Below are 25,879 nucleotides of genomic sequence, written 5' to 3' on the forward strand. Positions count from 1 at the left end.
ATGCAATGTCTGCATGTAATCTTCTTATATCTGACTTACGGCTTTGGGTTCATTTAGGCTATAGTGCAGAAGAGAAGTATCATTCTCAATTAGTTAGTGTTAATATTGATTTTACCTTTAAATCTCCCCCTTTAGGACTTACAACTGACCGGCTTGAGGATACTATATGCTACTTGGAGGTAGTTCAGAGTATTCAATCTCTCGTTCAAAGCAAGCAATTCAACTTAATCGAGCATTTAACTCATGATATATACAGGACCATTAATAACCTTGTGATGCAAAAAAAGCTTATTATTTCTTCTATAGGCGTAACTATTCACAAAGTTGCACCACCTGTCCCCAGTGTGCATGGAGGTGTTTTCTTTACTTATCGTAATGCGTTGCAAGAATGATTTACATTTCTATTGGCTCAAATATGGGGAATCGCTTTTCCCATTTACAAAAGGCTGCTCAGTTACTGCAGGAGCGCTATTTTAAAAATTTAAAATCTTCAATTATTCTGGAAACTAAGGCTATTTTACCAAATGATGCTCCACCTCAGTGGAATAAGCCATTTCTAAATATGGTTGTGTATGGAAGTTGTTCTTCTTCTCCTGAAGAGCTGTTAAAGGGCCTTAAACAAATTGAGTGTGACATTGGCCGCCCGCAGGTCTATGAAAAATGGGCACCTCGCATTATTGATTTGGATATTTTGTTATGGGATAACCTGACACTTGATACATCCTACCTTAAGATTCCTCACCCAGAATTGATAAACAGACCATTTTTGCTTCACTTGATGGCAATGCTGAGTCCCATGGCAGTAGTTAACAAAACGTTTGGTACTATTAACCCTAACATTAAGGATTGCTTTTTAAGGAGTTTTACGCTTTCACCAGAGCTTGTAGGTATTGTTAATATTACTCCTGATTCATTTTCAGATGGTGGTCTTTATTATGATGCAGATCAAGCAACCAAGCAGGCACTGCGGCTGTTATCAGATGGTGCAAGCATAGTTGAACTTGGTGCTCAATCAACAAGACCTGGCTCCTCAATACAAACTCCAAAAGCAGAATATGCACGCTTAAAACCAGTGCTTGATGACCTTAATCAATATATGAAAGTTGGTGACATTAAAGTCAGCATTGATAGCTTCTGGTCAGACGTTATTTTAAATGTTTTGGAACACTACAACATTGCCTGGGTAAACGATCAGAAGGGAGACCTAGATGATAATACCTTAAAAGCGATTGCTAGCAGTGGATGTAGTATCGTTATTATGCATTCACTCTCCATACCACCACATAGTGACAACATTATCCCAAGTGACATTGATCCAATTGATACCATAAATAATTGGGCAGAAAAGAGCATTAACAGGTTACTTGCCCTAGGTTTTGATCAAAGCTCGATCATTATTGATCCTGGTATTGGTTTTGGCAAATCTATGTACCAGAATATCCAGATTTTACGCAGTATAGAAACGTTACAAAATTTTGGCTGCAAAGTTCTGGTTGGTCATTCTAGAAAGTCATTTATTTCTTCTTTTTCTACAGAACCTGTCTTTAACCGAGATTTAGAAACAATTGCTTTATCATCTGCATTGCACAACAAGGTTGATTTCCTTCGAGTGCATAATGTGCGTGATCACATGCGATTCTTTGTAGCTCAAGCTGCTTTACAGGGATGATAGTTATCGGAATTATGGCTGTTGATCCCAAGGGGGTAATTGGAATAAATAATGGATTGCCCTGGCATTATCCAAGTGAGTTAGATCATTTTCGTCAGGTGACTGACAAACAAGTTATTGTTATGGGAAGAAAAACATTTGAAACTATGCCTCAAAACATATTGAAGGATCGTATCCCTGTTGTTTTTTCTCGTAACAAATTAAATTCTTGTTTTAACAGAGGAGTAAAATGCACTATTATTTCTTCTATGCAAGAGTTTTTGTCAATCCAAAGTAATTCTAAAGTCTTCATGATTGGTGGAGCACAAATAGCGCATCTTTTTTTGGAGTATGATCTAATCTCAGAATTTATCATAACAGAAATTCACAAACCCTATAAAGGTGATGTATATTTCAACTTAACACTTCTTGATGGATGGCATAAAACTATTCTCACCAAAACGAAAGATTATACTATATGTAGGCTAATACGTTAATATGCATGTTAAAGCAATTTATACCCACCGCATTGAATGTGGGGAAGTATTAGAGCAGGTTCTTGATCGCTATGTTTCAGAGTTGCTAGGAGAGGAAGTTGTTCTTGCTATCACATCAAAAATCATTTCTATTTGTCAAAAACAAGTGGTTTGCAAAACTGCTTGTTCTAAAGAAGAGCTAATCAAAAGAGAAGCTGATGCAATTGTTGATGTAGACCATAATTCTTACGGCATCTATTTAACAATCAAAGACAATATCTTAATTCCATCTGCTGGTATTGATGAATCAAATGGTAATGAAATGTATATTTTATACCCAAAGGATGTTCAGAAAACAGCTCTATCAATATGGAACTATCTCAAGACAAAACACTGCATAAAACATCTTGGTATTTTGATTACAGATAGTAACATAACACCTATGCGCCTTGGGGTTACGGGCGTTGCTCTTGGTTGGTGTGGATTTGAACCATTTTATTCCTATATAGGCAAGCCAGATCTTTATGATCAACCACTGCAAGTAACACAAGTCAATCTTCTTGATGCGTTGGCAACGTCTGCTGTTTTAGTTATGGGAGAAGGGGCGGAGCAAACACCAATGGCAATAATTAGTGGCGCACCAAAGATTCACTTTCTTACTCGTCCGCCAACTACAGAAGAAGAAAAAAGTGTGAAGATATCTATGGAAGAGGACCTTTACTCTCCTCTCCTCATGCGAGCCCGCTGGTTAAAGAGAAACTTAAAAATTTGCTATTAGACTTCTTGCATAACCATATAACATTGGGAATAGAAACAAAAAACTTGCTTGACACCCTTCGCCAGCCCCCTTATCATAAAACTGAAGCTATTGTATTTGCTTTCGCCAATCTGCAGATTAAAGGGTAAGGATTACTTAATGTATCGGCGTCTTATGTTTAATTTTTTGCAGTACATAGATACTGTATGTCTTTACAAAACTTCATCTACATCTAGATTTTTATCTAAATAAGCTGAACGCGCTTATAAAGCGTTACAAGACATCAAAAAATGCCAATACTCGACAGAGATAGTAAAAGACTAGCTAACTCGGGGATTCTTTGTCTTTTTTTCTGCTTAGTAAACTTCTTAAACATTTGCAGCGTAAGTTAGTTGCAATTAAAAGCAGCTTAATCTTGCTTGTCAAGCGTTTAAAACATAAAAAACGCCAATATTTTAAAGCGGATAATAACCCCAGGGCTTCTTTTGCCTTTTTTTTCATTTGGTAAATTTCTTAACGTTTGTAGCTAAACGACAACCGTCATCCCGCTACGTGTTAGCGGCTAAGAGATACCGCGGCGGTATGACGGTTTGCGGCGGCATGACCTCGTCATTCCCCTACGTGTTAGCGGGATCTAGAGATACCGTGACGGTATGACGGTTCGCGCGGTGGCATGACCTCGTCATCCCGCTACGTGTTAGCGGGATCTATGCTTTGAGATACCGCGAATGAATCGCGGTATGACGGTTCGCGGCGGCGTGACGATAAGCTCGTCATCCCGCTACTTGTTAGCGGGATCTAGAGATACCGCGAATGAATCGCGGTATGACATAGGGAACCCTTTCTTGGGTTAGCTATAGATTTACTTCGCATATTCAGCTAATTTTTATTACAATTACAACAAAATAATTTTGGCTTTGATGAAAACTGTATATGTATGTCAATCCTGTGGTCATAGCACTGGCAGGTGGGTAGGGAAGTGTATTGCATGTGACAATTGGGATACAGTTGTTGAGGAAATAGCAGTAAAAACGAGCAAAAGAAGTATATCTGCACCAATTTTAATAAAGACGTTATCGGGTAGCGAAATTATCACTCCAAGTCGTTTTTTAACAGGAATAGAAGAATTAGATAGAGTTTTTGGTGGGGGTATCGTTCAAGGTGCTAGCATTTTAATTGGTGGCGAACCTGGAATTGGGAAATCCACCCTTTTGCTTAGAATTGCAGCTAATGTTGTGCAACTTTCCTCTTTTGAATGTCTTTATGTATCTGGCGAGGAATCTTTAGAGCAAGTGAGTCTCAGAGCAAAGCGTCTTAAGATAAATGAACCTAAAATTAAGCTTTTATCTACAGTGTCTTTAACTGATGTAGTAGCAACAATAAAGGAAAATAAAAGTATTAAATTCTTAGTAATTGACTCTATACAAACAATGTATGATAGCAGAATTACATCAGCACCAGGAACTGTAACTCAGGTCCGCACTTGCGCACATGAATTAACCATTCTTGCGAAACAATATGGTATTTCCCTCTTAATAGTTGGCCATATAACTAAGGATGGACAAATAGCTGGACCTAAAACTTTGGAGCATATGGTGGATACGGTATTATATTTTGAAGGTGAAAATAGCAATCAATACCGCATTTTGCGTACTATTAAGAATAGATTTGGCCCTGCAAATGAAATTGGTGTTTTTGAGATGTCTGAAGCAGGACTTGTGCCTGTTGATAACCCATCATCATTGTTTCTGATGGCCCATGACAGAGAAGTAGTTGGCAGCGCCGTATTTGCAGGAATTGAAGGTTCAAGACCAATTTTAATGGAAGTGCAAGCATTAATAGCAGGAACTAATATGGCAACCCCAAGAAGGGCAGTAGTTGGGTGGGATATTAATAGATTGGCTATGATCATCGCAGTGCTAAATGCTCGTTGCAAAATGTTTTTGCATGATAAAGAGGTATACCTAAACATTGCAGGGGGACTCAAAATACAGGAACCATCGGCTGATCTTGCTGTTGCTGCTTCCCTTATTTCAAGTGTAGTAAATTTACCGCTGCCAACTTCTTCAATAATCTGCGGTGAAGTTGCACTTTCAGGAGAAATTAGGAATGTCTCGCATGCTGATCTCAGACTAAAAGAAGCACAAAAGTTAGGATTCAAAAAAGCAATTATGCCTAAAAATGGTAATTACTCTTCTCACGATATTGAGATAATTAAGCTTGGTCACGTAAGGGAATTAAGAGAAATTTTTAATTACAATTAAATAACGCTTCAGCAAATTCTTTGCTAGTAAACTCCCTTAAGTCCTCTATATTTTCGCCAATTCCTATAGCATGTAACTTTATCTTATAAGCTTCTGCAAGTCCAATTACCACTCCACCCTTAGCAGTGCCATCTAGCTTTGTTACGATTAGCCCGGTAACATTAACCATTTTGCTAAATGCTTCTAATTGGCTATAAGCATTTTGGCCGGTAGTTGCATCAAGAACTAAAATAACATCATGAGGGGCAGTGTCATCCAATTTCTTTATCGTTCTATATATTTTTGATAACTCCTCCATAAGGTTCACATTATTTTGCAGCCTTCCTGCTGTGTCAATTAGAACAACATCAACGTTATCTTTTATAGCTTGACTTACAGCTCTGTATGCCACACTTGCAGAGTCGCTACCGTACTCTCCAGTAACAATTAAGCAATCAGAACGTTCTGCCCAAATGTTTAATTGCTCACTAGCAGCCGCTCTAAATGTATCGCATGCAACAAGCATAACGGATTTTCCCATTTCCTTATATTTATATGCAAGCTTACCTATAGTTGTGGTTTTACCGTTACCGTTTACTCCGCATACCATTATTATATGTGGTTTTTTGTTTAAAATTAGCGGTTGCACAGCAGGGTTCAATATCGATTCTATTTCGCTCATTAGCTGCTGTGTGATGGTATTATACTCAACTTCCTTGTCAAATTTGATGCTTGTGAGCCTATCGATAATCAACTTGGAAGTTTTATGACCAATATCCATGCTAATTAGCAATTCTTCTAATTCATCTAAAAGCGACTGATCTAATTTTTTTTTGCCAGAAAAAATACTTTTCACCCCGTCGCTAAAGCGAGAAGAAGTTTTTAACAGGCCCTGATAAAGGTTACTAAACAAACTCAAGGGATACTCCTTTTTAAATTATAAACTTAATTACAATATAAAGAATGACATGCACTACGTGAATTTGTAAAGTAAAATGCACTCAAAAACTACAATTTTACCTTACAAAAATTACACTTTTTGAGTGCATTTTACTTTAGTTTTTAACCTAAATATGTTATAATGTAGAATAGCGGTTCACAGGTAATTTTATGAGTTATAATGAGAAAATTTTAGATCATTACGAAAATCCAAGGAATGTTGGCTCTCTGGATAAAAATGATCCAAATGTTGGTACTGGCCTAGTTGGTGCACCATCGTGCGGTGATGTAATGAAATTGCAGATAAAGGTCAATGACAAAGGTGTTATTGAAGATGCAAAATTTAAAACTTTTGGTTGTGGTTCTGCCATTGCTTCAAGTTCCTTGTTAACAGAGATGATAAAGGGAAGAACCATCAGTGACGTTACACAGATAAAGAATACTCAAATAGTGGAAGAGTTGTCTTTACCTCCAGTGAAGATACACTGTTCGGTACTTGCTGAAGATGCTATAAAGGCTGCTATTCATGACTATCAAAGTAAACAAAAGAATTAAGAAGCTACGAACATGGGTGAATATCAAGAAGTAGGCGGAGGTGAAACTGTAAAAAAGAATAAAAAACTTATCACTATAACTGCGGAAGCAGTAGAAAGGATAAGGTATTTATTGGACCAAAAGAAGCATACTAACCTTGAGAAACCGGAAGAAGCAATAGGAATAAGAGTGCTAATTAAGCAAAAAGGATGTTCTGGTTTAAAATATGATATTGAATATGCATATGATACTCGTCCTTTAGAGTCGGTAATTGAAGAAAACTGTAGTGATGGCCAAAAAGTTAAAGTGTTGATCGACCCAAAATCCGTCATGTTTATTCTTGGCTCTGAAATGGATTATGTAGAAGAAAAATTTTCATCGGGTTTTGTTTTCAAAAATCCTAATGAGAAAGGAAAATGTGGTTGTGGAGAGAGTTTTCATGTCTAGCAACTATTTTGCATTGTTTGAAATTGAACCAGCTTTCAATATCAGCTTTGATGAGTTAGAGAAAAAATATATCGAGCTAAGCAGGACTGATATAAATGAAAGACAGTCCCAAAACATGGAAAATATTAACAGAGCTTATCAGATACTAAAGTCACCGCTAAAGCGTGCTGAGCATTTGCTGGATTTTTTTGATGTGAAAAGCCAAAAGGACCACTTAAATTCTGAAATATTAAGTGAATCAATGGAAATAAGAGAGTATTTGCTGGACTGCGACGATCTACAATTTGCAAGCAGGATGATTGATGAAAAAATAAAAGATTGCGTTAAAAACCTAATTAACACTTTTGCTGTAAAGAATTTTGATGGAGCTGCTACACAAGTCTTAAGATTGAAATATTTATATAAGTCATTTGAGGAGGTGAAAAAGAATGCAACCAATTCAAATTTCTGAACCAAATTCAAGTGAAGTAGTTTTTGGTATAGACCTTGGCACCACCAATTCTTTGATTGCTATGGTAAATAAAGCTGGCAACGTGGAGATATTTAAAGATGAACAAGGAAGAGAACTGCTGCCTTCTGCTCTTTCATATGAAAATAATACATTGAAAACTGGCTACGATGTCGGTCAAAATGCAATCTACTCAATAAAGCGTTTAATGGGTAAAAGTGTTGAAGAATTAAATAAAGAAGGCGTCAATTTTGAAATAGATCATGAAAGCGAAAAAGTTATTAGAATAAAATGCGCAGAGGAAAAGTATCTTACTCCTATTGAGATTTCTGCTGAGATATTAAAAGCTTTATGTGAGAGGGTAAAAAAGTCTAAGGGGCTGGAAGTAAAAAAAGCAGTGATTACTGTGCCAGCTTACTTTGACGATTCAGCACGTAACGCAACCAAATATGCGGCAAAATTAGCTGGAATAGAAGTTCTTCGCCTCGTTAACGAGCCAACCGCTGCAGCGCTTTCTTACTCCATTGAAAAGAACAATAGCAGTGGAATATATGCAGTTTATGACCTTGGTGGCGGAACGTTCGATATTTCGATATTGAAATTGCACCAAGGAGTGTTTCAAGTCCTTGCGGTTGGTGGTGACACCAAACTCGGCGGTGATGATTTTGATCATTTGCTGAGTTCAATTGTGATTGATAAGTATAGAGAAAAGACGGCTAAGCAACTAAATTCCTTACTTATCGAATCACGCTCTGTGAAAGAGTACCTAAGCAATCACACTATAGGTATCTTTGAATTTAATGTTAACGGCAAGCCATTTGAGTGCGAAATTACCAGAGAAGAATTCGAGCAGGCAATCAGTTCTTTGGTCAATAAGACTATCAATATAGTCACTCGTACTATAAGCAACATAGATCTTAAAATTGATAATATAAAAGGAGTAATTTTAGTTGGTGGTGCAACTAGAACACCATTGGTTCAAAATTCACTAGTCAAACTCTTTGGAAATAAAGTACTAAATGACGTGGATCCAGATAAAGCAGTTGCCATTGGGGCAGCTCTGCAGGCTCATGATTTAACTTCGAGCTCAAAAGATAGGAATATTCTCCTGGATGTTCTACCTTTATCACTTGGCATAGAAACTATGGGAGGCATAGTTGAAAAAATCATACCAAGAAATACACCACTACCAGTTTCAGAGATAAAAGAGTTTACAACTTATATTGATGGGCAAACAGCAATGAAAATTCATGTTTGTCAGGGAGAACGTGAAATGATAGAGGATAACAAATCTCTAGCGCAGTTTGAACTAAAAGGTATACCTCCACTGCCTGCAGGTTCTGCAAGAGTTGAAATAGAATTTACAGTTAACGTTGACGGAATCTTGACTGTTACTGCAAGAGAAAAAACTACTGGAATTGAGCAGACAGTTAAAGTAAATTCAAGTTTTGGCTTGAGTGAAGCTGATGTTCAAAATATGGTTAACCAGTCAATAAACAGTTTTGACGAAGATATGAAGGCTCGTTCCCTTGCAGGTGCTAAAATTAATGGAAATAAACTCATACACTTGGTTGAAAACAATAATAACCTTTCCACTGATCAAAAGTTGAAAAACCTATTACAAAATGCAAAAAACGCTTTACAAGGCAATGACTTGAATGAAATTAACAACACTATCGCCGAGTTAGAAAATTCTTCTTTAGAGTTGTGTGAATTAACAAATAGGTAGAAAAAGCTTACACAACCTTGTGCAATACCCTATTTAATCTCAAAGCAACAGGTAACCTGAAATTAAATGGTAACCAATCGACCTTTCCTAATTTAAATGATAAACCAACTATGCTTACACGCCCAATGATATTTTCCATTGGTACAAAACCAACTTCAGGAAACCTACTATCTAAAGAATTATTTCTATTGTCTCCCATAACGAAAAATTGATCGTTAGGTACATAATAAACCGGAGTGTTATATGATAGCTTATTAGAAATGTCATCTACCAAAATCTCATGTTCCTTGCCACTTAAAAGCGTTTCTATATATCTTGGTATGTTACGATTTGACTCATAATCAAAAAAACTTTCAATTTGCCTTCGCTCTACTTTCTGATCATTTAGGTATAATTCTCCCTCTATCATTTGCACTTTGTCACCTGGTGTTCCTATTACTCGCTTAACAAACCTGATGCTGTCATTTCTTGTGGGTTTGAAAACTACTATGTCGCCACGCTTTGGAGGGGTATAAAAAATCCTGCCGCTAAAAATGTTTGGAGAAAATGGAAAGGAGTGTTTACTGTAACCGTATGAATATTTACTAGTAAAAATGTAATCCCCTTCAAGTAGGGTGCTTTTCATTGAACCAGAAGGTATATGAAATGGCTCGAATAAAAAACTACGTATTGATAGCGCAATCAACAGTAAAAAAAACAATGAAGATAAAAATCTTCCCGTTCTTATCACCCAGTTTTTGCTTAGTTCTTCCAACTTTTCCAACTTTGTTTTTCTTATAGATTAAGCTTATTATAATACATAAATTAAAAAATGGTAATATGAAATTTTACTTGTGAATGTTATTCCTCTATTCAAAACAATTTTGAAAAGGCGGTTCATTTCTTTCAACGGTGTCATCCAAGTAGCGTGACACATAACTGTACGAACATTGCAATTTGCAGGTGGCAGATGAAAGTAGCTGATGCACATCTGTACGAACATTTGCTTTTGTTAAGGTAATATGGTGTTATAAAAGTAGCTGACACTGGAATGGCTTTGTTGCATCGCTACTTATGAAAGGCTAACTATAGTTAGGATTATAAGCAACCTATTGAAAATCTTGTTTTTTTGCAATCAATCTGATCAAATTTAAGAATAGTAATTTGTTATTTATATTAATAAATTTAATTCTATTGAAAATAGCTAAAGCATTGAAATTCTTGAATTTTAGCCGGATTGGTAAATGGTAGTGAAATTTCTTTTACTCAAATTTAGGTATTCATTGACCGTTCTTGTTATAAATACCAGAATAATAAGCTACTGATATTCCCTATCTTTTTTATCTTTAATCCATCATAGCTAGCGATGCAACAAAGCCCACTGGAATCTAGGTTGTAACCGTTCACGGATTGTGAGAATGAATAAAGAACTAAGCAGTCGTAACTTTTGGAAGGGATTTTGGCCATTGAGACGTGATGTCAAAAATATCGACAACATTCTTTCCACAAATCTTTCTCCATGTTCCGACCAGGTGAAAAAGCTGTTTTTACGATAGCCGTCTAATTTGCCGTTCTGCAAGGTTGTTGATTGACTTCAGGCTTTCGTAAAAACTTCCACACCATATCCTCGGCCTTAACATCTTAATGGCCATTCTCAAACCATTTACAAGCCTTGTCATTTCATGCCCCCCTTTTTGCATTAGTTGTGTAGCATCTTTTAATATTAGCAAGGCCTATAATAGTGCAACACTGCCTTACGTATTGCCAATCCAAATTCTACTTGCTGTAAAATAACACAATCTGCTACATCGCTGCTAATCTCAATCCCTCTGTTTATTGGCCCTGGGTGCATAACAATCGCATCTGGTTTTGCGTATGATAGCTTTTGTGAATCAAGTCCATACAAATAAAAATATTCTTTCTCTGAAGAACTATTATTCATGCGCTCTTTCTGCAATCTCAAAAGCATAATTACGTCAGCATCCTTTATACCTTCAATTAATGAATAATGGACTGAATCTACTTCAGGAAAATGCTTACAAATCAAAGTTGGTGGTGCGACCAAGTTTATCTCTGCTCCAAACATTTTTAGCAATCTTATATTTGATCTTGCAACTCTACTGTGCAGAATATCTCCACATATCACAACTTTGAGGTCCTTTATTTGCTTTTTGTGATTGCTGATTACAAGATAGTCTGCAAGAGCTTGAGTTGGATGTTCACTACTTCCATCGCCTGCATTGATTAGCGAGCAGTTAACATACTTTGCCAGTGTATTAATGATACCACTACTTTTATGCCTGATTATTATGTAATCAGGATTCATTGCATTTAATGTTTTGATCATGTCTTTTAGATCTTCTCCCTTGTTAATAGAAGAAGATCTTATTGGCAAAGTTACAACATTTGCTCCAAGGCTTTTTGCTGCTATTTCAAAAGACGCAAGTGTACGCGTTGAATCTTCAAAGAATAAATTTATTACTGTCTTATTTTCCAAGATATGACTATTTGCAACTTCTTTTTTAAGGTACTGGTTGGCCAACTTAGTTATATTTTCTACATCATCGACTGTAAGGTCTGAGATGTTTAACAAATTCCTTCTCTTGTTCATAGTTTCCTTTTCAACTACTTGAACCTATTCTACTTTCTTATTACCTTTTTTCAATAGACTTCTTGTGCAGCAATTGTTTTGGTGAAAGAACGGAAAAAGATAGTAAAGTCAAAATTAAGTTAGAAGGAAGAAAAAGTTCAGCGAGTCAAGAGTAAGGTATATTAGCATAAATCTTTCATCCCAATGTTTAGTGGCGCTGGGGATTACTTCCACTTACACTCATCCGCTATCATAACAGCCTCAAAAAGATGCTTCTCAAGTTCACTTAGAGGCAAATCACTTTGTGAATAATTTCCCCAAGATTTTAGTATATCGGAAGTTTCAACGCCTTCAATAATAGGATATTCTTGGTTTTTTTTAGCGTATAACTCTTGAGCCTGCTTGCTTACTAAAAATTCCAATAAGACTATAGCATTTTCCCTGTTTTTTGCGTTTTTTGTTACTGCTGCACCACTGATGTTTACCATTACACCGTGATCGTTGCGATTAGGAAAAAAAGCCCCTAGCTTGTCTGCAACATTCTTTTTATTTTCTGATGAAAGAATTCTCGCAAAGTAGTAGCTGTTTACTATTGCAACATCTCCCTCACCCGCTGCTACGGCGTAAATTTGATCAGTATCACCACCACTTGGTTTTCTTGCCATATTGCTCACAATTCCGCTTACCCATTCTTTCGTCTTTTCAAAACCATTATTTGCAATCATAAAAGCAATTAACGATCTGTTATATGGACTTGTAGAAGAACGCACTAATATTTTTCCTTTCCATTTTTCACTTGCTAAATCTTCATAAGTACTTAAGTCCTTAGGGTCTACTGACTCTTTATTGTAAACCAATATCCTAGCTCTTTTTGTAAGACCAAACCAATAATCTTCACTGTCTCTAAATCTTGCAGGTATAACACTTTTTAAAACCTCTGAATCTACTTGAGATAAAAGTCCTCTTTTTTTTGCTAGAATTAAGTTGATTGCATCAGCAGTCAAAAATAAGTCAGCTTCACCACCGTTTTCCATTCGTGAAAGTAGCTGAGAATAATCATCAATGATGTAACGTACTTTAATACCTGTATTTTTCGTGAATTCATCAAACAAAGTACGTACTAATTCTTCTTTGCGCGATGAATAAACATTTACCACTTGTGAGTCATTAGTTCCGTCGTTTCTGTATAAATAAGTAATAACTATCAATATAATTGCTATTAAGGATGTGAATATAAAGGCTTTTTTCATATTGGATAAAAAATAACTTCTTTCAGTTAAAGTTACCAAGATGGTACAACTTTAGCAAGTGTAAAGTTCGTTAGATAAATCATAAAAACTTCCTTGACAAGCTTCGCCAGCCCCCTTATTATAACACTGAGGCTATTTATTTATCTTCGCAATCTCTGCAGTGGATTAATGACAAAAAACTTAATGTATTTGGCGTAAATCATGCTTAATTTTTTGCACTATGTGCACCTTATGTCTTTATAAAATTTCTAGGTTTTTACCTAATATAAGCTGAAATGCGCTATTTAAAACATTAAAAAACGCCAACTTAAAAAATGGATAGTGAATAACTAGCTACCCTAGGGTTTCTTTTGCCTTTTTTTCTGTTTAGTAAATTGTATCCGTTCAGCGGAGTGGTAGAATAAGGTAGACAAAGCAAGATAATAAAGATAATCATAGAGCAAAAGTGAGGTAATGTGGTAAACCTTTGAGAACTTTGCAAAAATTTACAGCAAAAAATAGAAAAACTGAAAGCAGAGATAGAAAACTTAAAAGCAGAAAATAAAGCTTTAAAGATAGAGAACGCTGAATTAAAGGAAAGGCTCGGTTTAAATTCAAAAAACTCATCCCTGCCCAGCTCAAAAGAGCTATACAAAATAAAAAAGGACAAGCCAAAAAGCGAAAGGAATGTTGGCGATCAGGTTGGGCATAAAGGAAATTTTCATGCCACAATGGAAGCGGATAAAGTAGTAAAAATAGAGTTGCCTAATATTTGCGAATGCGGAGGAGAGCTTGTAATATGCGAAAAACCTTATGTTCACCAAAAAGTTGATCTTCCGGAAATTAGGCCTTATGTAGTAATTGGAACATGGTCGTTGTTGGAGATGCAGAAAAAGAAAAAGTAGCAAGTTACCAGAAGGTGTTACGCCAGATACATTTGGTCCAAGGGTTAAGTCTATAATTGCAGCACTCAGCGGATTTTACAAAAACTCAAAGCGTGAAGTGGCTAGTATCATAAATGACATTTTTAATTTGAACATAAGTGTTGGCAGCATATCAAATCTTACTATTACCCACAAATATGAGGTTCGTGAGCAAGTCGCCATCCTTCTGCTAAATCAAAGAGACGTTTATATCCTTTCCAAAGAGTAATTGGTCCTGGTTTTGGGTCATTTTTTCTTGCTAAATGGCCTCCAAGTTCATGAAACAGCTTCTTTTATGTTGGGAACTACACTTGGACATGGTTTTCTGTGTATTTTAACGTATAAAACTTTCCATTCTTCTTCAGCTAATAAGGTAGTACATGGTAATGTTGGGTTAGCTCTTGCAATTGATGTAATAAAGAAGATCCTCCAAGCAATAATACTCATAACTGTTAGATATCTCATTAGTCTTTCTGCTATTCCAAGCCTACATTCTTCAACTTTGAGACCGGATTTAAAATTTTATGTAATATCTCTATTTTCCATCTAAGGCAATTGTAAGTTAAAAACGTGATATAAAAGAGATAAGAGAGAAAGATAACCCTGCTCACTAGGAATAGCGGGCGTGCGCGACCGAAAGGAAATTGGTATTACAACCGTTGGTATCAAGGTACGCTAGCCCTATCTCTCGATACGTTTGAATAGTTGCTTGGGACATATATATGCACCCGTTTACAATCTTAAATTAACTAAAACTATCGAGGTTTATTATGGTTACATCTTATCAAAATTTTATTGGCATTGACATCGGAAAATTTAAAAATGTCGTTGCAATTCACAAACAGAAGAATGCTGTCGAATTTGATAATAATGCTTCTGGTTGGCAACAATTATTTCAAGAGTTTTCAGATATTCTACCTAATGCTTTAGTGACTTTAGAAAATACAGGGAAATATGAGCTTGGCTTATCACATTTTCTTACCGACAAAAATATTGCCGTGCATCGAGCTAATACTCGTAAAGTAAAAAGCTTTATTTTATCTCACGGAACTTTAGCAAAGTCTGATAGATCAGATGCAAGAGCTCTTGCTCAATATGGATTTGAACGCCATAGAACTATCTCTCTATTTGTACCTACCTCTACAGAACAATCAACTTTGGCTGCACTTTGTCAACGTCGTGATGATATTACGCAAATGAGAACTCAAGAAAAATGCAGACTTGAAGCACTGGAAAATGATCATATAAAAGAAAGCTGTCAAAAGACCATTGAGTTTTTCGATAGTCAAATAAACGAACTCAATGATACTATACAAAAGATTATTGATGAAAGCCGCGAATTACAACAACGCCAAAAAATTCTTAAAACAGTTCCTGGAATAGGTAAAAAGTTATCACAAGATTTTTTGTGTTTAATGCCAGAGCTTGGTTACTTAAATAGAAAAGAAGTAGCAAGTCTTGCCGAAGTTGCACCGCATCCAAAAGAAAGTGGTAAAGCTGTTGGTTACCGAAGGATTACAGGTGGTAGAAGTAACGTTCGTTCAAAGCTCTTTACAGCCGCTATGGCTGCTACAAGGTCAAAATCTATACTTGGCGCCTTTTATTCTAAGCTTGTTGAAAGTGGTAAGAAGAAGATGGTGGCTATAACAGCCCTAATGCGTAAAATTATAGTAATTGCTAATACAAGACTTAAAGAAGCAATTAATTTGCATACTTAAAAATCTTCACAACGGTAACTGAAATTGGCTAATGAATATGTGCGTCCACACAGACTTAAAGCACATATTCATTAGCTTAAGCAGAAATTGCTGTGGTAGCTGTTTGATATAAAATTCTATTTCTATGACAAACGGGTTTTTATTGCCCATATAATTTGCAAAATTACACAAATAAAAAAATTTTTAAAAAACATAGTTGATACCAACTAATTTTTTCAACAGCTTCATCGAAAGTATTAACTGAAAGATTCGTTAATAGCATCCATTCTAGCGGTTTTTTTTAAGGGAAGGGGAGTTTTCTCAACAACATAAACTGCATAAAGTGGTAATTTAGGTAGTTCTTCCGTCTTATGCCTAATATTATTCTTAGATGGATTCATCATAAACTTTCCAAATCTAACTTCCAAACGTGCTGTTCTTTTTGGCTTATTATCTTTTACAGGAACTTCAACTTCTACCGTACCTGCACAATGAGAGGATTTAATAAATGCCCATAACTTCTGCTCACCTTTTTCAGGATATCGAGATTTTCTATTTACTGCTCTATCTCTGCATGCTCTAACTAGCACTGCCGAATTAAGATTATGTGCAAGCTCAAAAAAGTCATATATATCTGCTTCTCTATCGCATACAGTTATAGTCTCAGTTTGAGTTGGATCAATAATATTATTTGTTTTTCTTAAAGTTTCCAACCACTTTACGCTTTCTTTATCTTCAATGCGATCGCTCTTTTTTTTAAGGTTCTCAGTTTCTTCAGGTCTTGAATAAACTTTTTGATCTAGTATCCCTAGTACCAAACCTTCTATACTAACGGCAAGAGCTGTATGCATTATAATACCTTTTGCAGTATCATAACTGGACAAATTTGCTAATCCGCTTGTTTTTTTATGGTTATTATATACAATGTAACTGGTATCTTGAATGACAAGAACCCTCTTGTGAGCTTTTGTTCTCTCAACCGTCTTATTAATATGTGTAGCTAAAATATCACTTTCTTTTACATTCTCATTTTGAAAAAAACGTTATGCTGTTTTTGCTTCTGACCAACTTTCACATGCTTGATTAATCTAACTTTCAGGTAATTTTGTCAAACATATCAGCAATCTTTACTAATCGCTCAGTTAACCTTTTATCTCCAAATTCATTTTTAGCCCATTCACTACTTTTACTTGCCATTTTACACCCTCAATATTTGCAAACTTTAATATTGTAATATTTTACTTTTTAGTCCATTTATATTTGTGGGTAATAGTAAGGAATGACACCGTCTTGGATGGAAACCAGTGTCAGCTACTTTCATGACACCATCACAAGGTGAAACTGGATCCCAGTGGGCTTTGTTGCATCGCTCAAGTGAAAAGAACTGGCAGTTACTGACAAAATTCATTATAAATAGCCATTTAACTGTTGAAGAAAAAATATGCCACAAAAAATGAGAGTCAGTAACTGCCATGAATATAACAAATTTCTCCAAGAAAGAGGAAGCATTTTTTGTTATATCAATGACGCCATAGAAAATTAGTACGAGAATTGTCCAAAAATGCAGGGCGGCAACTATATTTATAGTGATAAAGTTGTGATTTTGGTGCATATAATCGTCAGTTTCTTTAGAATTGGTTTAAGACAAACAGTCGGGTTTATAAAAGGGTATTTGCAACAAATAGGAAGAGATTTGGCAGTTATCAGCTATTCACAAGCATCAAGAAGGTTTAAGAAACTTAATATTAAGATAAATGATTGCAGAATTGATAAAAATAATATGGAAGATATCGAAATTGCTATAGACAGTACAGGAATTAGTATATACAACAACACTCCTGGTCACAGCAAGGAAAATAGCACTGACAGAAAATATCGTGGCTATGAGCAAACGAGAAAATTGCACGTAATGTTGAATATAAACAACAAAAAAGCCATAGCTGTAAAATACAGTAACGGTGTCTACTCTGATCACTATGGAGCTTGTGATTTGCTAAAAGAAGTCGATTTTCAGTATGTCATAAAAGTACTATATGCAGATAGGGCATATGACAGAGAAAAGCTCTATAAGCTGTGTAATCAATATGGTATAAAAACGAAAATTCCTCCGAAAAACAACGCAGCAGAGCATCCAAAGTTAGACTATATGGCTGAGAGAAATTCTGCAGTCAAGCTCATAAAGTCATATGATGAAGATGGTATAAAGAAGTGGAAAAAAGAGATGAGTTATGGAAAAAGATCTTATATAGAAAGTTTTTTCTCGCGACTGAAACAAACATTCGGGTTTAGTTTTAGGAATAAATCTGAGACAAATAGAGAGAAGGAACTACTTGTTAAATGCTATTTGCTCAATAAGTTCACTGATATTGGTATGGCTAAATTTGAGATAGCTTCATAAATTTATTGTGCGTTACCTACTATCCGAAGAGCGATGCAACAAAGCCATCCCAGTGTCAGCTACTTGGATGACAGAGGGGGGTGGGATGACAGAAGATGATGGAGTGACAGGGAGTAATACAAAAAGTTTCGTCATCCCCATTGAATCGGCTTTAAAATCGATGTTCAAAGTTGAAATTTCCCTAGAAGATGCGGGGAAAATCAGAAAAGGTCAGGAAGTTGTATTAAATAACTTGCGTAATTTAAAGAATCATGATATTTGTTGTACGGTGGTGGGTAGTGTACCTATTGCAATCTGCAGTTTTATTTATGGTTGTGTGAAACCTATTCGTGTTTTTAATATTTAAAATGAGGTTTAGATGTCGATAACATCCGAAAAGAAAAAGAGTTTGATAAATATATATGCAATTAAAGAAGATGATACAGGTTCATCTTTTGTACAATGTGCAATTTTGACCGAGAGGATCAGTAACTTAACTGAGCATTTTAAAGTGCACAAGCATGACCATCACTCTAAGCGTGGTTTACTTATATTGATAGGTAGAAGACGCAAGCACTTAAATTATATAAAGCGTAAATTTGGTAATGAAGCCTATCAGGAATTAATAGAGAAGTTAGGCATTAGAAAATAATCGAGGAATTTAATATGTTTAAAATTATAAAAAAATCTATAGAGTGGGGTGGTCGTGCCTTATCTTTAGAAACAGGAAAAATAGCACGCCAAGCTCATGGTTCAGTAGTTGTAAATTACGGTGATACTTCTGTTTTAGTAACTGTTGTACGTAAAAAGAAGGAAGAAAGCGTTGATTTCCTACCTTTAAATGTGCAGTTTATCGCAAAAAGCTATGCCATGGGTAAGATCCCTGGCGGGTTTTTTAAAAGAGAAGGCAAGCCATCTGATAGAGAAACTTTAATCTCAAGAGTAATAGATAGAAGTATAAGACCACTATTCCCAGAAGGATTTCATGATGAAATTAGTGTGGTGTGCAATCTATTAACTTATGATACAGTCAATCCTCCTGAAGTGCCAGCATTGATTGGTGCTGTTGCAGCTCTTGCAATTTCTGGTGTTCCCTTTCACTTTACTATAGCTGGAGTGATGGTTGGTTGTGATGAAAATAATAACTATATACTCAACCCTTCTGTTCAAGAGATGAAAGCAAGCAGCTTGGATCTGTTTTTGTCTGGTGATGAAAATTCAATTTTAATGGTTGAATCAGAAGTGAAAGAGCTCTCTGAAGAAAATGTTTTTAATGCAATAAAATTTGGCCATGAACACCTTAAGCCTGTCATTAAGCTCATAAAAGAGTTTGCTGATACAATTGGCAATAAACCTGAGAGCTTTGCCCCTATTGATGCATCAGATATAACACAAGAGCTCGAAAAATACGGTAAAGATTTTGAAAAAGCATATTCGCAAACAGTAAAACAAGAGCGAGTTCAAGCTCTAGAAGCGATCAGAGAGAATATATTGAATACTCTTAAAGAAACTGGAAAAGACGAAAAGTTAATTACGTATGCAGTAAAAAACTTTGAAAGATCTTTAGTACGTGAAATAATTAGGAAGAAAAGTGTAAGGATAGACGGTCGTAAGCATGATGAGATACGTCAGATAGAAGTTGAAGTTGATATTCTGTCCAAAACTCACGGTTCTGCACTATTTACAAGAGGCAATACTCAGGCACTGGTTGTTACTGCTCTTGGCACCACTCAAGATGAGCAAATTGTGGATGATATTGAAGGGGATAGACGTGAGCATTTCATGTTGCATTATAACTTTCCCTCATTTGCTGTTGGAGAAACTTCTGCTGCGCGTGCACCAGGAAGAAGAGAAATCGGTCATGGCAAACTTGCTTGGAAAGCAATTCATCCTGTTTTACCCGATAAGTCTGAATTTCCTTATACAATAAGAGTAGTGTCCGAAATTTTGGAGTCTGATGGTTCTTCTTCTATGGCAACAGTTTGTGGGACTTCTCTTGCTTTAATGGATACGGGTGTGCCAATAAAGGCCCCTGTTGCTGGAATTGCTATGGGTCTCATCAAAGATAAAGACGAGTATGTAATACTTTCCGATATACTTGGTGATGAAGATTATCTTGGTGATATGGACTTTAAAGTAGCAGGAACTAGTGAAGGGGTTACGGCGCTACAAATGGACATGAAAATTTCTGGTATAAGCTTTGAAATTGTTGAAAAATCTTTAGAACAGGCAAAAGCTGGAAGATTACATATTTTAGAAAAAATGAATGCAGTGATTTCAGAACACAGTGATGATGTCAAAGACCATGCACCAAGGATGTTATCATTTTACATAGATAAAGACAAAATTTCTGCTGCTATAGGTTCTAAGGGGAAAAATATACGCAGTGTGTGTGAAAGAAGTAATGCAAAAATTGAAATAGGAGATGATGGTAAAGTTTCTGTTTTTGCTACGAGTGGCACTGAAGCTGAAATTGCAAAGAGTATGATGATTGATTCAATAACAGAACTAGAACAAGGTTCTATAGTTGATGTCAAGGTTGTAAGAATAGAGAAGTCTATTGTAGAGCTTGAATTTCTTAATGGCAGAAAAGGAAAAATGCACATAAGTGAAGTAGCTAATGAACATATAGATTCTATAGAGAGCGTACTTAAACAAGATGATACTTTCAAAGCACTAGTAATTGACTTCGAAAAAGGTGGGTGTCCAAAGTTGTCAAGACGTCGGGTTGATCAAGAGACGGGAGAGTTTTTTGAAGGTGAGCTTTACAACGAGGAAAGGAAAGATGGTCCAAATGACAGGGATAATTATTACAATAATTCATTTAGTAGAAAACCTGGAGGAAGTCACCATAAGAGGCCTCCTCGTCCTCGTTCTGGTTTCAGCAACAGAAATAGGCCGAAATTTGGTAATAATGATTCATCATCAGGTTTTTATTAAGAGTAAACTTCTTGCGTTACCTCTCGTCATTCCAGTGCTTAACACTGGAATGACACCCTTTCTGGTGAAGGTTGTTCTCAAATCACAATGTTAGTACAATTGTGGTGTTAGCTATAGCTAACCCAAGGTATCCGTTCAGCGGAGTGGTAGAATAAGGTAGACAAAGTGATCTAAAAAGATAATCATAGAGCAAAAGTGAGGTAATGTGGTAAACCTTTTAGAACTTTGCAAAAATTTACAGCAAAAAATAGAAAAACTGAAAGCAGAGATAGAAAACTTAAAAGCAGAAAATAAAGCTTTAAAGATAGAGAACGCTGAATTAAAGGAAAGGCTTGGTTTAAACTCGAAAAATTCATCTCTACCGAGCTCTAAAGAATTGTACAAAACAAAAAAGGACAAGCCAAAAAGCGAAAGGAATGTTGGCGATCAGGTTGGGCATAAAGGAAATTTTCATGCTACAATGGAAGCGGATAAAGTAGTAAAAATAGAGTTGCCTAATATTTGCGAATGCGGAGGAGAGCTTGTAATATGCGAAAAACCTTATGTTCACCAAAAAGTTGATCTTCCGGAAATTAGGCCTTATGTAGTATAGCATTTCTCATAATAGTCCGAACAGGTCATAGGAAGGCAGAATCAACAGCACGACGAAAGGATTCGAATAGAGGAATGTTTTTCCTGGCTCTGTTTTTTATAGCAAACCAATGATGCTCAATTTTGTTGAAATCTGGAGAATAAGGCGGCAGATACAAAATTTCTGCACCAACCCCTTTAGCAAGCTCGATAATCTTATCAGACTTATGAAAAGTAGCATTGTCAAGAATGACAGTCTGTCCAGGTTCCAAGATCGGTGTCAAAAATTGCTCAAACCATCCATTAAAAACATCCATATTACAGTGGCCTTCAAAGGTTAACGGAACAACTATCTTTCTTCCACTTAAGGCTGCAACCATACTGATTCGTTGAGTTTTCTTTCCAGATTTTAAGGCATAAAACCGCTGTCCTTTCTGGCAATATCCGTAGTTCGGTGTTATCAATGCCAGACTCATCTATATACACTAAGTTTTTAGGTTCTTTTGTCGCTATAATTTTCAAAAATTCAGCACGTTTTTCTTCGTTTCTTTCCTTGTATCCATATGTCTTTTTTTGCGCGTAAATCCAATTTTTTTAAGGGCTCGATAGATCGTTTGGATACTAACGTTGTTCCAAAGTTTAGCCATTTCCGATAGAGTCTTTCCTCCGTGTTCTCTGGCAAATTTGGCAAAGGTATCCCAGTCGGTAATTTTGTGATTGTAACCCCCATTTCCAAGTTTTTTTGATTGAAAGTCTCCTGTTTCTTTTCTTCTTTGCTGCCACTCCCATAAAGTAGTTCGTCCAATCTTAAATCTTGCTGCCACTGTTTCTCTGCTTTCTCCTTCGTCTAGCGCTTCCATTGCTTTTTTTCTTAAATCATAACTATATGCTGCTGGCATTCAACCTCCTTATCATCATCTACCCTTATCCTATCACATCCGGACTTTTATGGAAAGAGCTATAAGAGGTTGTCCGGAAACAAGTAAAAGGCTATAATATCTGAAATTTTAGTACGGGGTAAAGATGAGAAAAAAGTATCCAACAGATCTAAGCGAAAGGGAATGGGCAAGAATAGAAAAACACTTCAGAGTATCATACAAGAAAGGAGGAAGGCCGCCAAAGTATAGCAAAAGAGAAATATTAGAAGCAATTTTCTATGTATTGCGTACAGGGTGTCAATGGCGGTATTTACCAAATGATTTTCCGCTATGGAAGACTGTGTATGAGCAGTTCAGGCAATGGAAGAAGCAGGGAATTTTTGAGAAAATGAATTATGAAATTACAAAATATAGTAGAAGAAAAATAGGAAGGAATGAGCAGCCGAGTGCCTGTATAGTAGATAGTCAATCTGTAAAGACTACAGAAAAGGGGGGATCAAAGGCTATGATGGAAGTAAAAAAGTAAAGAGTAGAAAAAGGCATATAATTACAGACACTCAGGGTTTTATACTAGGTTGTTACGTAGGCGCTGCTAACGAAAATGATAGAGATGGTATTAAAATAGCATTAAACAATATGAGAACAAAATATACTAAAGTTAAAAAAATGTGGGCTGACATGGGATACCAAGGAAGAAATTTAAAGAATCACATAAAGGAAGAATATGACATAGATATTGAAATTGTTAAAAGGCCTCCATGTAGATTTTGGGTGCACAAAGATACGCCACCTGAGCTACTACCAACAAGAGAACAAGGGTTTAAAGTACAGCCAAGAAGATGGGTTGTAGAAAGGACTTTTGCTTGGGTTAATAGGAATAGAAGGCTATCGAAGGAGTATGATTTACTCACAACATCCACTGAGAATTTCATATACCTAGCTATGAGTAGGGTTATGTTAAAGAGGGAATATGCTTGAATTTACTAGTTTCCGGACAACCTCTTAATGCGTTTATGTCAGACGATGAGTTGGATTGGCAAAAAAATGTTAAGCCAATAGAATGTAGAAAAGTTACTTTGAAAGTTGATCATAAAGTAAATATAAAGTCTATGGTTGATAAAGGTACCTCCGACTTACAAGGGAATTTTCTTAATACCAATAATGGTAACTCATCATTTTGTCTTGACTACAACACAAAATCAAAGATTGATAGGGGTAAATATTTTATAAGCGATAAGCTCGATTTGCATGGCTATAATATAGAGGATGCTTACTGTAAATTGATAGATTTTATTATCAAAAATTATCGAGCAGGAAATAGATGTTTATTGGTAATTACGGGATACGGCAGTGCAACAAATAAAACAGACACTATAAAGAATAACTTAAATAAGTGGTTAAATGATACTAAAATCCAGTATATGGTTCTATACTACCAACAAGCTACGAAAAAACATGGTGGTAAAGGGGCTTTTTATGTTTTATTAAGAAGGAATAAAAACCTTGAGTCCTGATACTTAAAATTCCTTTTAAGCCTTAATTTTTCTTGTATAACCATACAGTGTTCGGCAGCGCGTGACGCACAACTGTGCGAACATTGTGATTTGGGTCTACCAGGAAGGATGTCTCCCAGTACCTCTTTTCCCGTCATCCCGCTACGTGTTAGCGGGATCTCATTTCACTTTATGAGGGTGTCATCCGAGTAGCCCCTTTCTCGTCATCCCGCTACGTGTTAGCGGGATCTCATTTCACTTTATGAGGGTGTCATCCGAATAGCTTGACTACTTGGATCCAGATTGGATACTGAGTTGGTGAGTATAAAAGTATAGCTTCTACGTCATACCGCCGCGGTATCTCAGCCGCTAACAAGTAGCGGGGTGACGAGTTACTATACCGCTGCGAACCGTCATACCGCGATTTATTCCATAGCTGTACGAACATTCATTTTTGAAGGTAAACTGCACAGCAAATGGTGTCATTCCAGTGCTTGACACTGGAATCCAGCCGGCTTTGTTGCATCGCTAGCTATGATGGATTAAAGATAAAAAAGGTGGAGAATATCAGTAGCTTATTATTCTGGTATTTATAACAAGAACGGTCAGTGAATACCTAAATTTGAGTAAAAGAAATTTCACTACCACTCACTAATCCGGCTAAAATTCAAGAATTTCAATGCTTTAGCTATTTTCAATAGAATTAAATTTATTAATATAAATAACAAGTTACTATTCTTAAATTTGATCAGATTGATTGCAAAAAAAACAAGATTTTCAATAAGTTGCTTATAATCCTAATTATAGTTAGCCTTTCATAAGTAGCGATGCAACAAAGCCATTCCAGCGTCACGCGCTGCCATGTGATATACAATTTCCTTCGAATTACAACGTACGTGCGCTCTATATGCACTTGATTGACAAATGCTCTCTTATCAAAATCTCAAGAATCTGCACTATATTTAATGCTGCGCCTTTGCGCAGGTTGTCAGCCACTATCCACATATTTAATCCGTGCTCAACAGTATTGTCTCTTCTAATACGCGATACATATACAGCATTCTCCTGTACAACATCAATTTGAGTTATGTATTCACTATCTTCACGCCTGTTGTACACTAAAACTCCACTATCTTCGGCTTCACTTAGCACTTCACGAGCTTGTTCTTCAGTGATATGTTGATCAAATTCCACATTTACTGCCATAGCGTGACCGATAAAGACGGGTACCCTTACACAAGTTGCAGTAACTTTTATATCTTCCTCTAAAATTTTTTTTGTCTCCTCTTGCATTTTCCATTCCTCTTCTGTAGAGCCATTTTCCATGAATTCTCCTACATGGGGAATGCAATTGAATGCTATTTGCTTAGAGAATATCTTGGGTTTTTTAGCTTCGTTCATAAAGATTTTTTTTGTCTGGTCATAGAGCTCATCCATTGCTGCTTTGCCTGCACCAGAAGTTGATTGATAAGTTGAAGCAACGATTCTCTTTATTTTTGCTTTTTGGTGTAATAGATGTAGTACTAGCAGCATCTGTATTGTAGTACAGTTTGGATTGGATATTATGTTGTGGTTTTTATGTTCCATAATTTTTTCTTTATTAATCTCTGGAATAATGAGTGGCACACCCTCTTTCATTCTAAAATGGGAACTGTTATCTATCACGATGCATCCAGCCTGTGTTGCAATTGGTACATACTCTTCAGAAACATGAGATCCAGCACAGAAAATGGCTACATTAGTTCCAACGAAGTCATAATCCTCAAGGCATAAAACTGTTAACTCTTTGTCACCAAAGCTCACCTTCTTCCCTTCTGATTTTTTCGATGCAAGTGCAATAACGCAATCTATCGCCTCATCTTGAAATTCAGCAAGCGTGCTTAATACCTCACGCCCTACTCTTCCGGTTGCTCCAATAACAGCAATTTTGTATCTCATATAGATGAACCTCTAATTTTAAAGTTCTATTATATTTTTACTGA

General features: G+C 36.1%; 26 protein-coding genes and 4 pseudogenes. 19 read left to right on the forward strand and 11 right to left on the reverse strand.

Annotation, left to right across the window (positions count from 1 at the left end; translation table 11 throughout):
- Positions 1 to 5: 5 nt before the first annotated feature.
- The 5 genes from AAGD76_RS05495 (at position 6) to radA (ending at position 5,145) form a co-directional block, all read left to right on the forward strand.
- Positions 6 to 392 (forward strand): dihydroneopterin aldolase, encoded by a 387-nt coding sequence (locus AAGD76_RS05495; RefSeq protein ID WP_007548841.1) that lies wholly within the window; start codon positions 6 to 8, stop codon positions 390 to 392.
- Positions 389 to 1,669, forward strand: a complete 1,281-nt coding sequence (folP, locus tag AAGD76_RS05500; protein WP_341820506.1) for a dihydropteroate synthase — start codon at positions 389 to 391, stop codon at positions 1,667 to 1,669. Before AAGD76_RS05495 ends, folP begins: the two co-directional genes overlap by 4 nt.
- Positions 1,666 to 2,145, forward strand: a complete 480-nt coding sequence (locus AAGD76_RS05505) for a dihydrofolate reductase (protein ID WP_341820507.1) — start codon at positions 1,666 to 1,668, stop codon at positions 2,143 to 2,145. The genes folP and AAGD76_RS05505 overlap by 4 nt, the downstream gene beginning before the upstream one ends.
- Before the next feature lies 1 nt (position 2,146).
- A complete protein-coding gene (locus AAGD76_RS05510) occupies positions 2,147 to 2,902 on the forward strand; it encodes a putative folate metabolism gamma-glutamate ligase (RefSeq protein ID WP_264329633.1) in 756 nt (251 codons plus the stop codon).
- An 899-nt stretch (positions 2,903 to 3,801) separates the two neighbouring features.
- On the forward strand, positions 3,802 to 5,145 hold the full coding sequence (radA, locus tag AAGD76_RS05515) for a DNA repair protein RadA (RefSeq protein ID WP_264723993.1): 1,344 nt from the start codon (positions 3,802 to 3,804) through the stop codon (positions 5,143 to 5,145).
- Here the strand turns inward: radA and ftsY are convergent.
- Positions 5,132 to 6,043, reverse strand: coding sequence for a signal recognition particle-docking protein FtsY (gene ftsY / locus AAGD76_RS05520; protein ID WP_010962907.1), 912 nt, complete (start codon positions 6,041 to 6,043; stop codon positions 5,132 to 5,134). The genes radA and ftsY overlap by 14 nt on opposite strands.
- A gap of 191 nt (positions 6,044 to 6,234) precedes the next feature.
- Between ftsY and iscU the strand changes: the two genes are divergently transcribed.
- From iscU to hscA, 4 genes are read left to right on the forward strand one after another with little or no spacing between them, the layout of a single operon-like run.
- Positions 6,235 to 6,618: a Fe-S cluster assembly scaffold IscU gene (iscU, locus tag AAGD76_RS05525; RefSeq protein ID WP_007548853.1), complete on the forward strand. Its 384-nt coding sequence runs from the start codon at positions 6,235 to 6,237 to the stop codon at positions 6,616 to 6,618.
- A gap of 12 nt (positions 6,619 to 6,630) precedes the next feature.
- A complete protein-coding gene (locus tag AAGD76_RS05530) occupies positions 6,631 to 7,044 on the forward strand; it encodes a HesB/IscA family protein (RefSeq protein WP_038199190.1) in 414 nt (137 codons plus the stop codon).
- A complete protein-coding gene (locus AAGD76_RS05535; RefSeq protein WP_209473383.1) occupies positions 7,037 to 7,495 on the forward strand; it encodes an iron-sulfur cluster co-chaperone HscB C-terminal domain-containing protein in 459 nt (152 codons plus the stop codon). Before AAGD76_RS05530 ends, AAGD76_RS05535 begins: the two co-directional genes overlap by 8 nt.
- Positions 7,473 to 9,221 (forward strand): Fe-S protein assembly chaperone HscA, encoded by a 1,749-nt coding sequence (gene hscA, locus AAGD76_RS05540; RefSeq protein ID WP_341820508.1) that lies wholly within the window; start codon positions 7,473 to 7,475, stop codon positions 9,219 to 9,221. The genes AAGD76_RS05535 and hscA overlap by 23 nt, the downstream gene beginning before the upstream one ends.
- 7 nt (positions 9,222 to 9,228) lie before the next feature.
- Here the strand turns inward: hscA and lepB are convergent, their stop codons facing one another.
- From lepB to AAGD76_RS05560, 4 genes are all read right to left on the reverse strand, one after another.
- Positions 9,229 to 9,975, reverse strand: coding sequence for a signal peptidase I (lepB, locus tag AAGD76_RS05545; RefSeq protein ID WP_010962911.1), 747 nt, complete (start codon positions 9,973 to 9,975; stop codon positions 9,229 to 9,231).
- Positions 9,976 to 10,747: 772 nt separating this feature from the next.
- Positions 10,748 to 10,879, reverse strand: coding sequence for a hypothetical protein (locus tag AAGD76_RS05550; RefSeq protein ID WP_255317428.1), 132 nt, complete (start codon positions 10,877 to 10,879; stop codon positions 10,748 to 10,750).
- Between the two features lie 44 nt (positions 10,880 to 10,923).
- Entirely contained in the window at positions 10,924 to 11,811 is an 888-nt protein-coding gene (locus tag AAGD76_RS05555) for an aspartate carbamoyltransferase catalytic subunit (protein ID WP_006280416.1), read from the reverse strand.
- Positions 11,812 to 12,014: 203 nt separating this feature from the next.
- The gene (locus AAGD76_RS05560; RefSeq protein WP_341820509.1) at positions 12,015 to 13,040 is read right to left on the reverse strand and encodes an extracellular solute-binding protein; all 1,026 of its coding nucleotides are present in this window, start codon (positions 13,038 to 13,040) and stop codon (positions 12,015 to 12,017) included.
- Positions 13,041 to 13,537: 497 nt separating this feature from the next.
- Between AAGD76_RS05560 and AAGD76_RS05565 the strand changes: the two are divergent.
- Positions 13,538 to 14,081, forward strand: a pseudogene (locus tag AAGD76_RS05565) (DUF6444 domain-containing protein); the annotation flags it as partial.
- A gap of 7 nt (positions 14,082 to 14,088) precedes the next feature.
- On the opposite strand, the pseudogene AAGD76_RS05570 reads toward AAGD76_RS05565, so the two are convergent.
- Positions 14,089 to 14,496 (reverse strand): annotated as a pseudogene (locus tag AAGD76_RS05570) (IS4 family transposase); the annotation flags it as partial.
- A gap of 216 nt (positions 14,497 to 14,712) precedes the next feature.
- Here AAGD76_RS05570 and AAGD76_RS05575 point away from each other — a divergent pair.
- A complete protein-coding gene (locus tag AAGD76_RS05575; protein ID WP_341820510.1) occupies positions 14,713 to 15,660 on the forward strand; it encodes an IS110 family transposase in 948 nt (315 codons plus the stop codon).
- A 193-nt stretch (positions 15,661 to 15,853) separates the two neighbouring features.
- Here AAGD76_RS05575 and AAGD76_RS05580 read toward each other — a convergent pair.
- Positions 15,854 to 16,836, reverse strand: a pseudogene (locus tag AAGD76_RS05580) (IS4 family transposase); the annotation flags it as partial.
- A 107-nt stretch (positions 16,837 to 16,943) separates the two neighbouring features.
- Between AAGD76_RS05580 and AAGD76_RS05585 the strand changes: the two are divergent.
- The 6 genes and pseudogenes from AAGD76_RS05585 to AAGD76_RS05610 form a co-directional block, all read left to right on the forward strand.
- Positions 16,944 to 17,096: a hypothetical protein gene (locus AAGD76_RS05585; protein WP_155975182.1), complete on the forward strand. Its 153-nt coding sequence runs from the start codon at positions 16,944 to 16,946 to the stop codon at positions 17,094 to 17,096.
- Between the two features lie 104 nt (positions 17,097 to 17,200).
- Positions 17,201 to 18,037, forward strand: coding sequence for an IS5 family transposase (locus tag AAGD76_RS05590; RefSeq protein WP_341820511.1), 837 nt, complete (start codon positions 17,201 to 17,203; stop codon positions 18,035 to 18,037).
- A 7-nt stretch (positions 18,038 to 18,044) separates the two neighbouring features.
- A complete protein-coding gene (locus tag AAGD76_RS05595; RefSeq protein WP_231115842.1) occupies positions 18,045 to 18,383 on the forward strand; it encodes a hypothetical protein in 339 nt (112 codons plus the stop codon).
- Between the two features lie 12 nt (positions 18,384 to 18,395).
- Positions 18,396 to 18,668, forward strand: a complete 273-nt coding sequence (rpsO, locus tag AAGD76_RS05600; protein WP_006279944.1) for a 30S ribosomal protein S15 — start codon at positions 18,396 to 18,398, stop codon at positions 18,666 to 18,668.
- 14 nt (positions 18,669 to 18,682) lie between these two features.
- On the forward strand, positions 18,683 to 20,956 hold the full coding sequence (gene pnp / locus AAGD76_RS05605) for a polyribonucleotide nucleotidyltransferase (RefSeq protein ID WP_095742791.1): 2,274 nt from the start codon (positions 18,683 to 18,685) through the stop codon (positions 20,954 to 20,956).
- A gap of 205 nt (positions 20,957 to 21,161) precedes the next feature.
- Positions 21,162 to 21,545 (forward strand): annotated as a pseudogene (locus tag AAGD76_RS05610) (IS66 family transposase); the annotation flags it as partial.
- A gap of 28 nt (positions 21,546 to 21,573) precedes the next feature.
- Here AAGD76_RS05610 and AAGD76_RS05615 read toward each other — a convergent pair.
- A complete protein-coding gene (locus AAGD76_RS05615) occupies positions 21,574 to 22,002 on the reverse strand; it encodes an IS630 family transposase (protein ID WP_255322255.1) in 429 nt (142 codons plus the stop codon).
- Between the two features lie 42 nt (positions 22,003 to 22,044).
- Positions 22,045 to 22,425 (reverse strand): helix-turn-helix domain-containing protein, encoded by a 381-nt coding sequence (locus AAGD76_RS05620; protein WP_007549224.1) that lies wholly within the window; start codon positions 22,423 to 22,425, stop codon positions 22,045 to 22,047.
- Between the two features lie 124 nt (positions 22,426 to 22,549).
- On the opposite strand from AAGD76_RS05620, the gene AAGD76_RS05625 reads away from it, so the two are divergent.
- A protein-coding gene (locus tag AAGD76_RS05625; RefSeq protein WP_341820157.1) for an IS5-like element ISWpi1 family transposase occupies positions 22,550 to 23,382 on the forward strand; the annotation gives its coding sequence in 2 pieces (ribosomal slippage) (positions 22,550 to 22,919 and positions 22,919 to 23,382; 834 coding nt in all).
- Between the two features lie 35 nt (positions 23,383 to 23,417).
- Positions 23,418 to 23,918 (forward strand): Smr/MutS family protein, encoded by a 501-nt coding sequence (locus AAGD76_RS05630; RefSeq protein ID WP_264329445.1) that lies wholly within the window; start codon positions 23,418 to 23,420, stop codon positions 23,916 to 23,918.
- A gap of 348 nt (positions 23,919 to 24,266) precedes the next feature.
- Here AAGD76_RS05630 and AAGD76_RS05635 read toward each other — a convergent pair whose 3' ends face one another.
- Both AAGD76_RS05635 and AAGD76_RS05640 read right to left on the reverse strand, forming a co-directional pair.
- A complete protein-coding gene (locus AAGD76_RS05635) occupies positions 24,267 to 24,398 on the reverse strand; it encodes a hypothetical protein (RefSeq protein ID WP_255356250.1) in 132 nt (43 codons plus the stop codon).
- 402 nt (positions 24,399 to 24,800) lie between these two features.
- A complete protein-coding gene (locus AAGD76_RS05640; protein WP_341820512.1) occupies positions 24,801 to 25,835 on the reverse strand; it encodes an aspartate-semialdehyde dehydrogenase in 1,035 nt (344 codons plus the stop codon).
- Positions 25,836 to 25,879 lie beyond the last annotated feature (44 nt).

Origin of the sequence: Wolbachia endosymbiont (group A) of Cydia strobilella (assembly GCF_964026745.1) — a bacterium.
Taxonomy (GTDB): Bacteria; Pseudomonadota; Alphaproteobacteria; order Rickettsiales; family Anaplasmataceae; genus Wolbachia; species Wolbachia pipientis.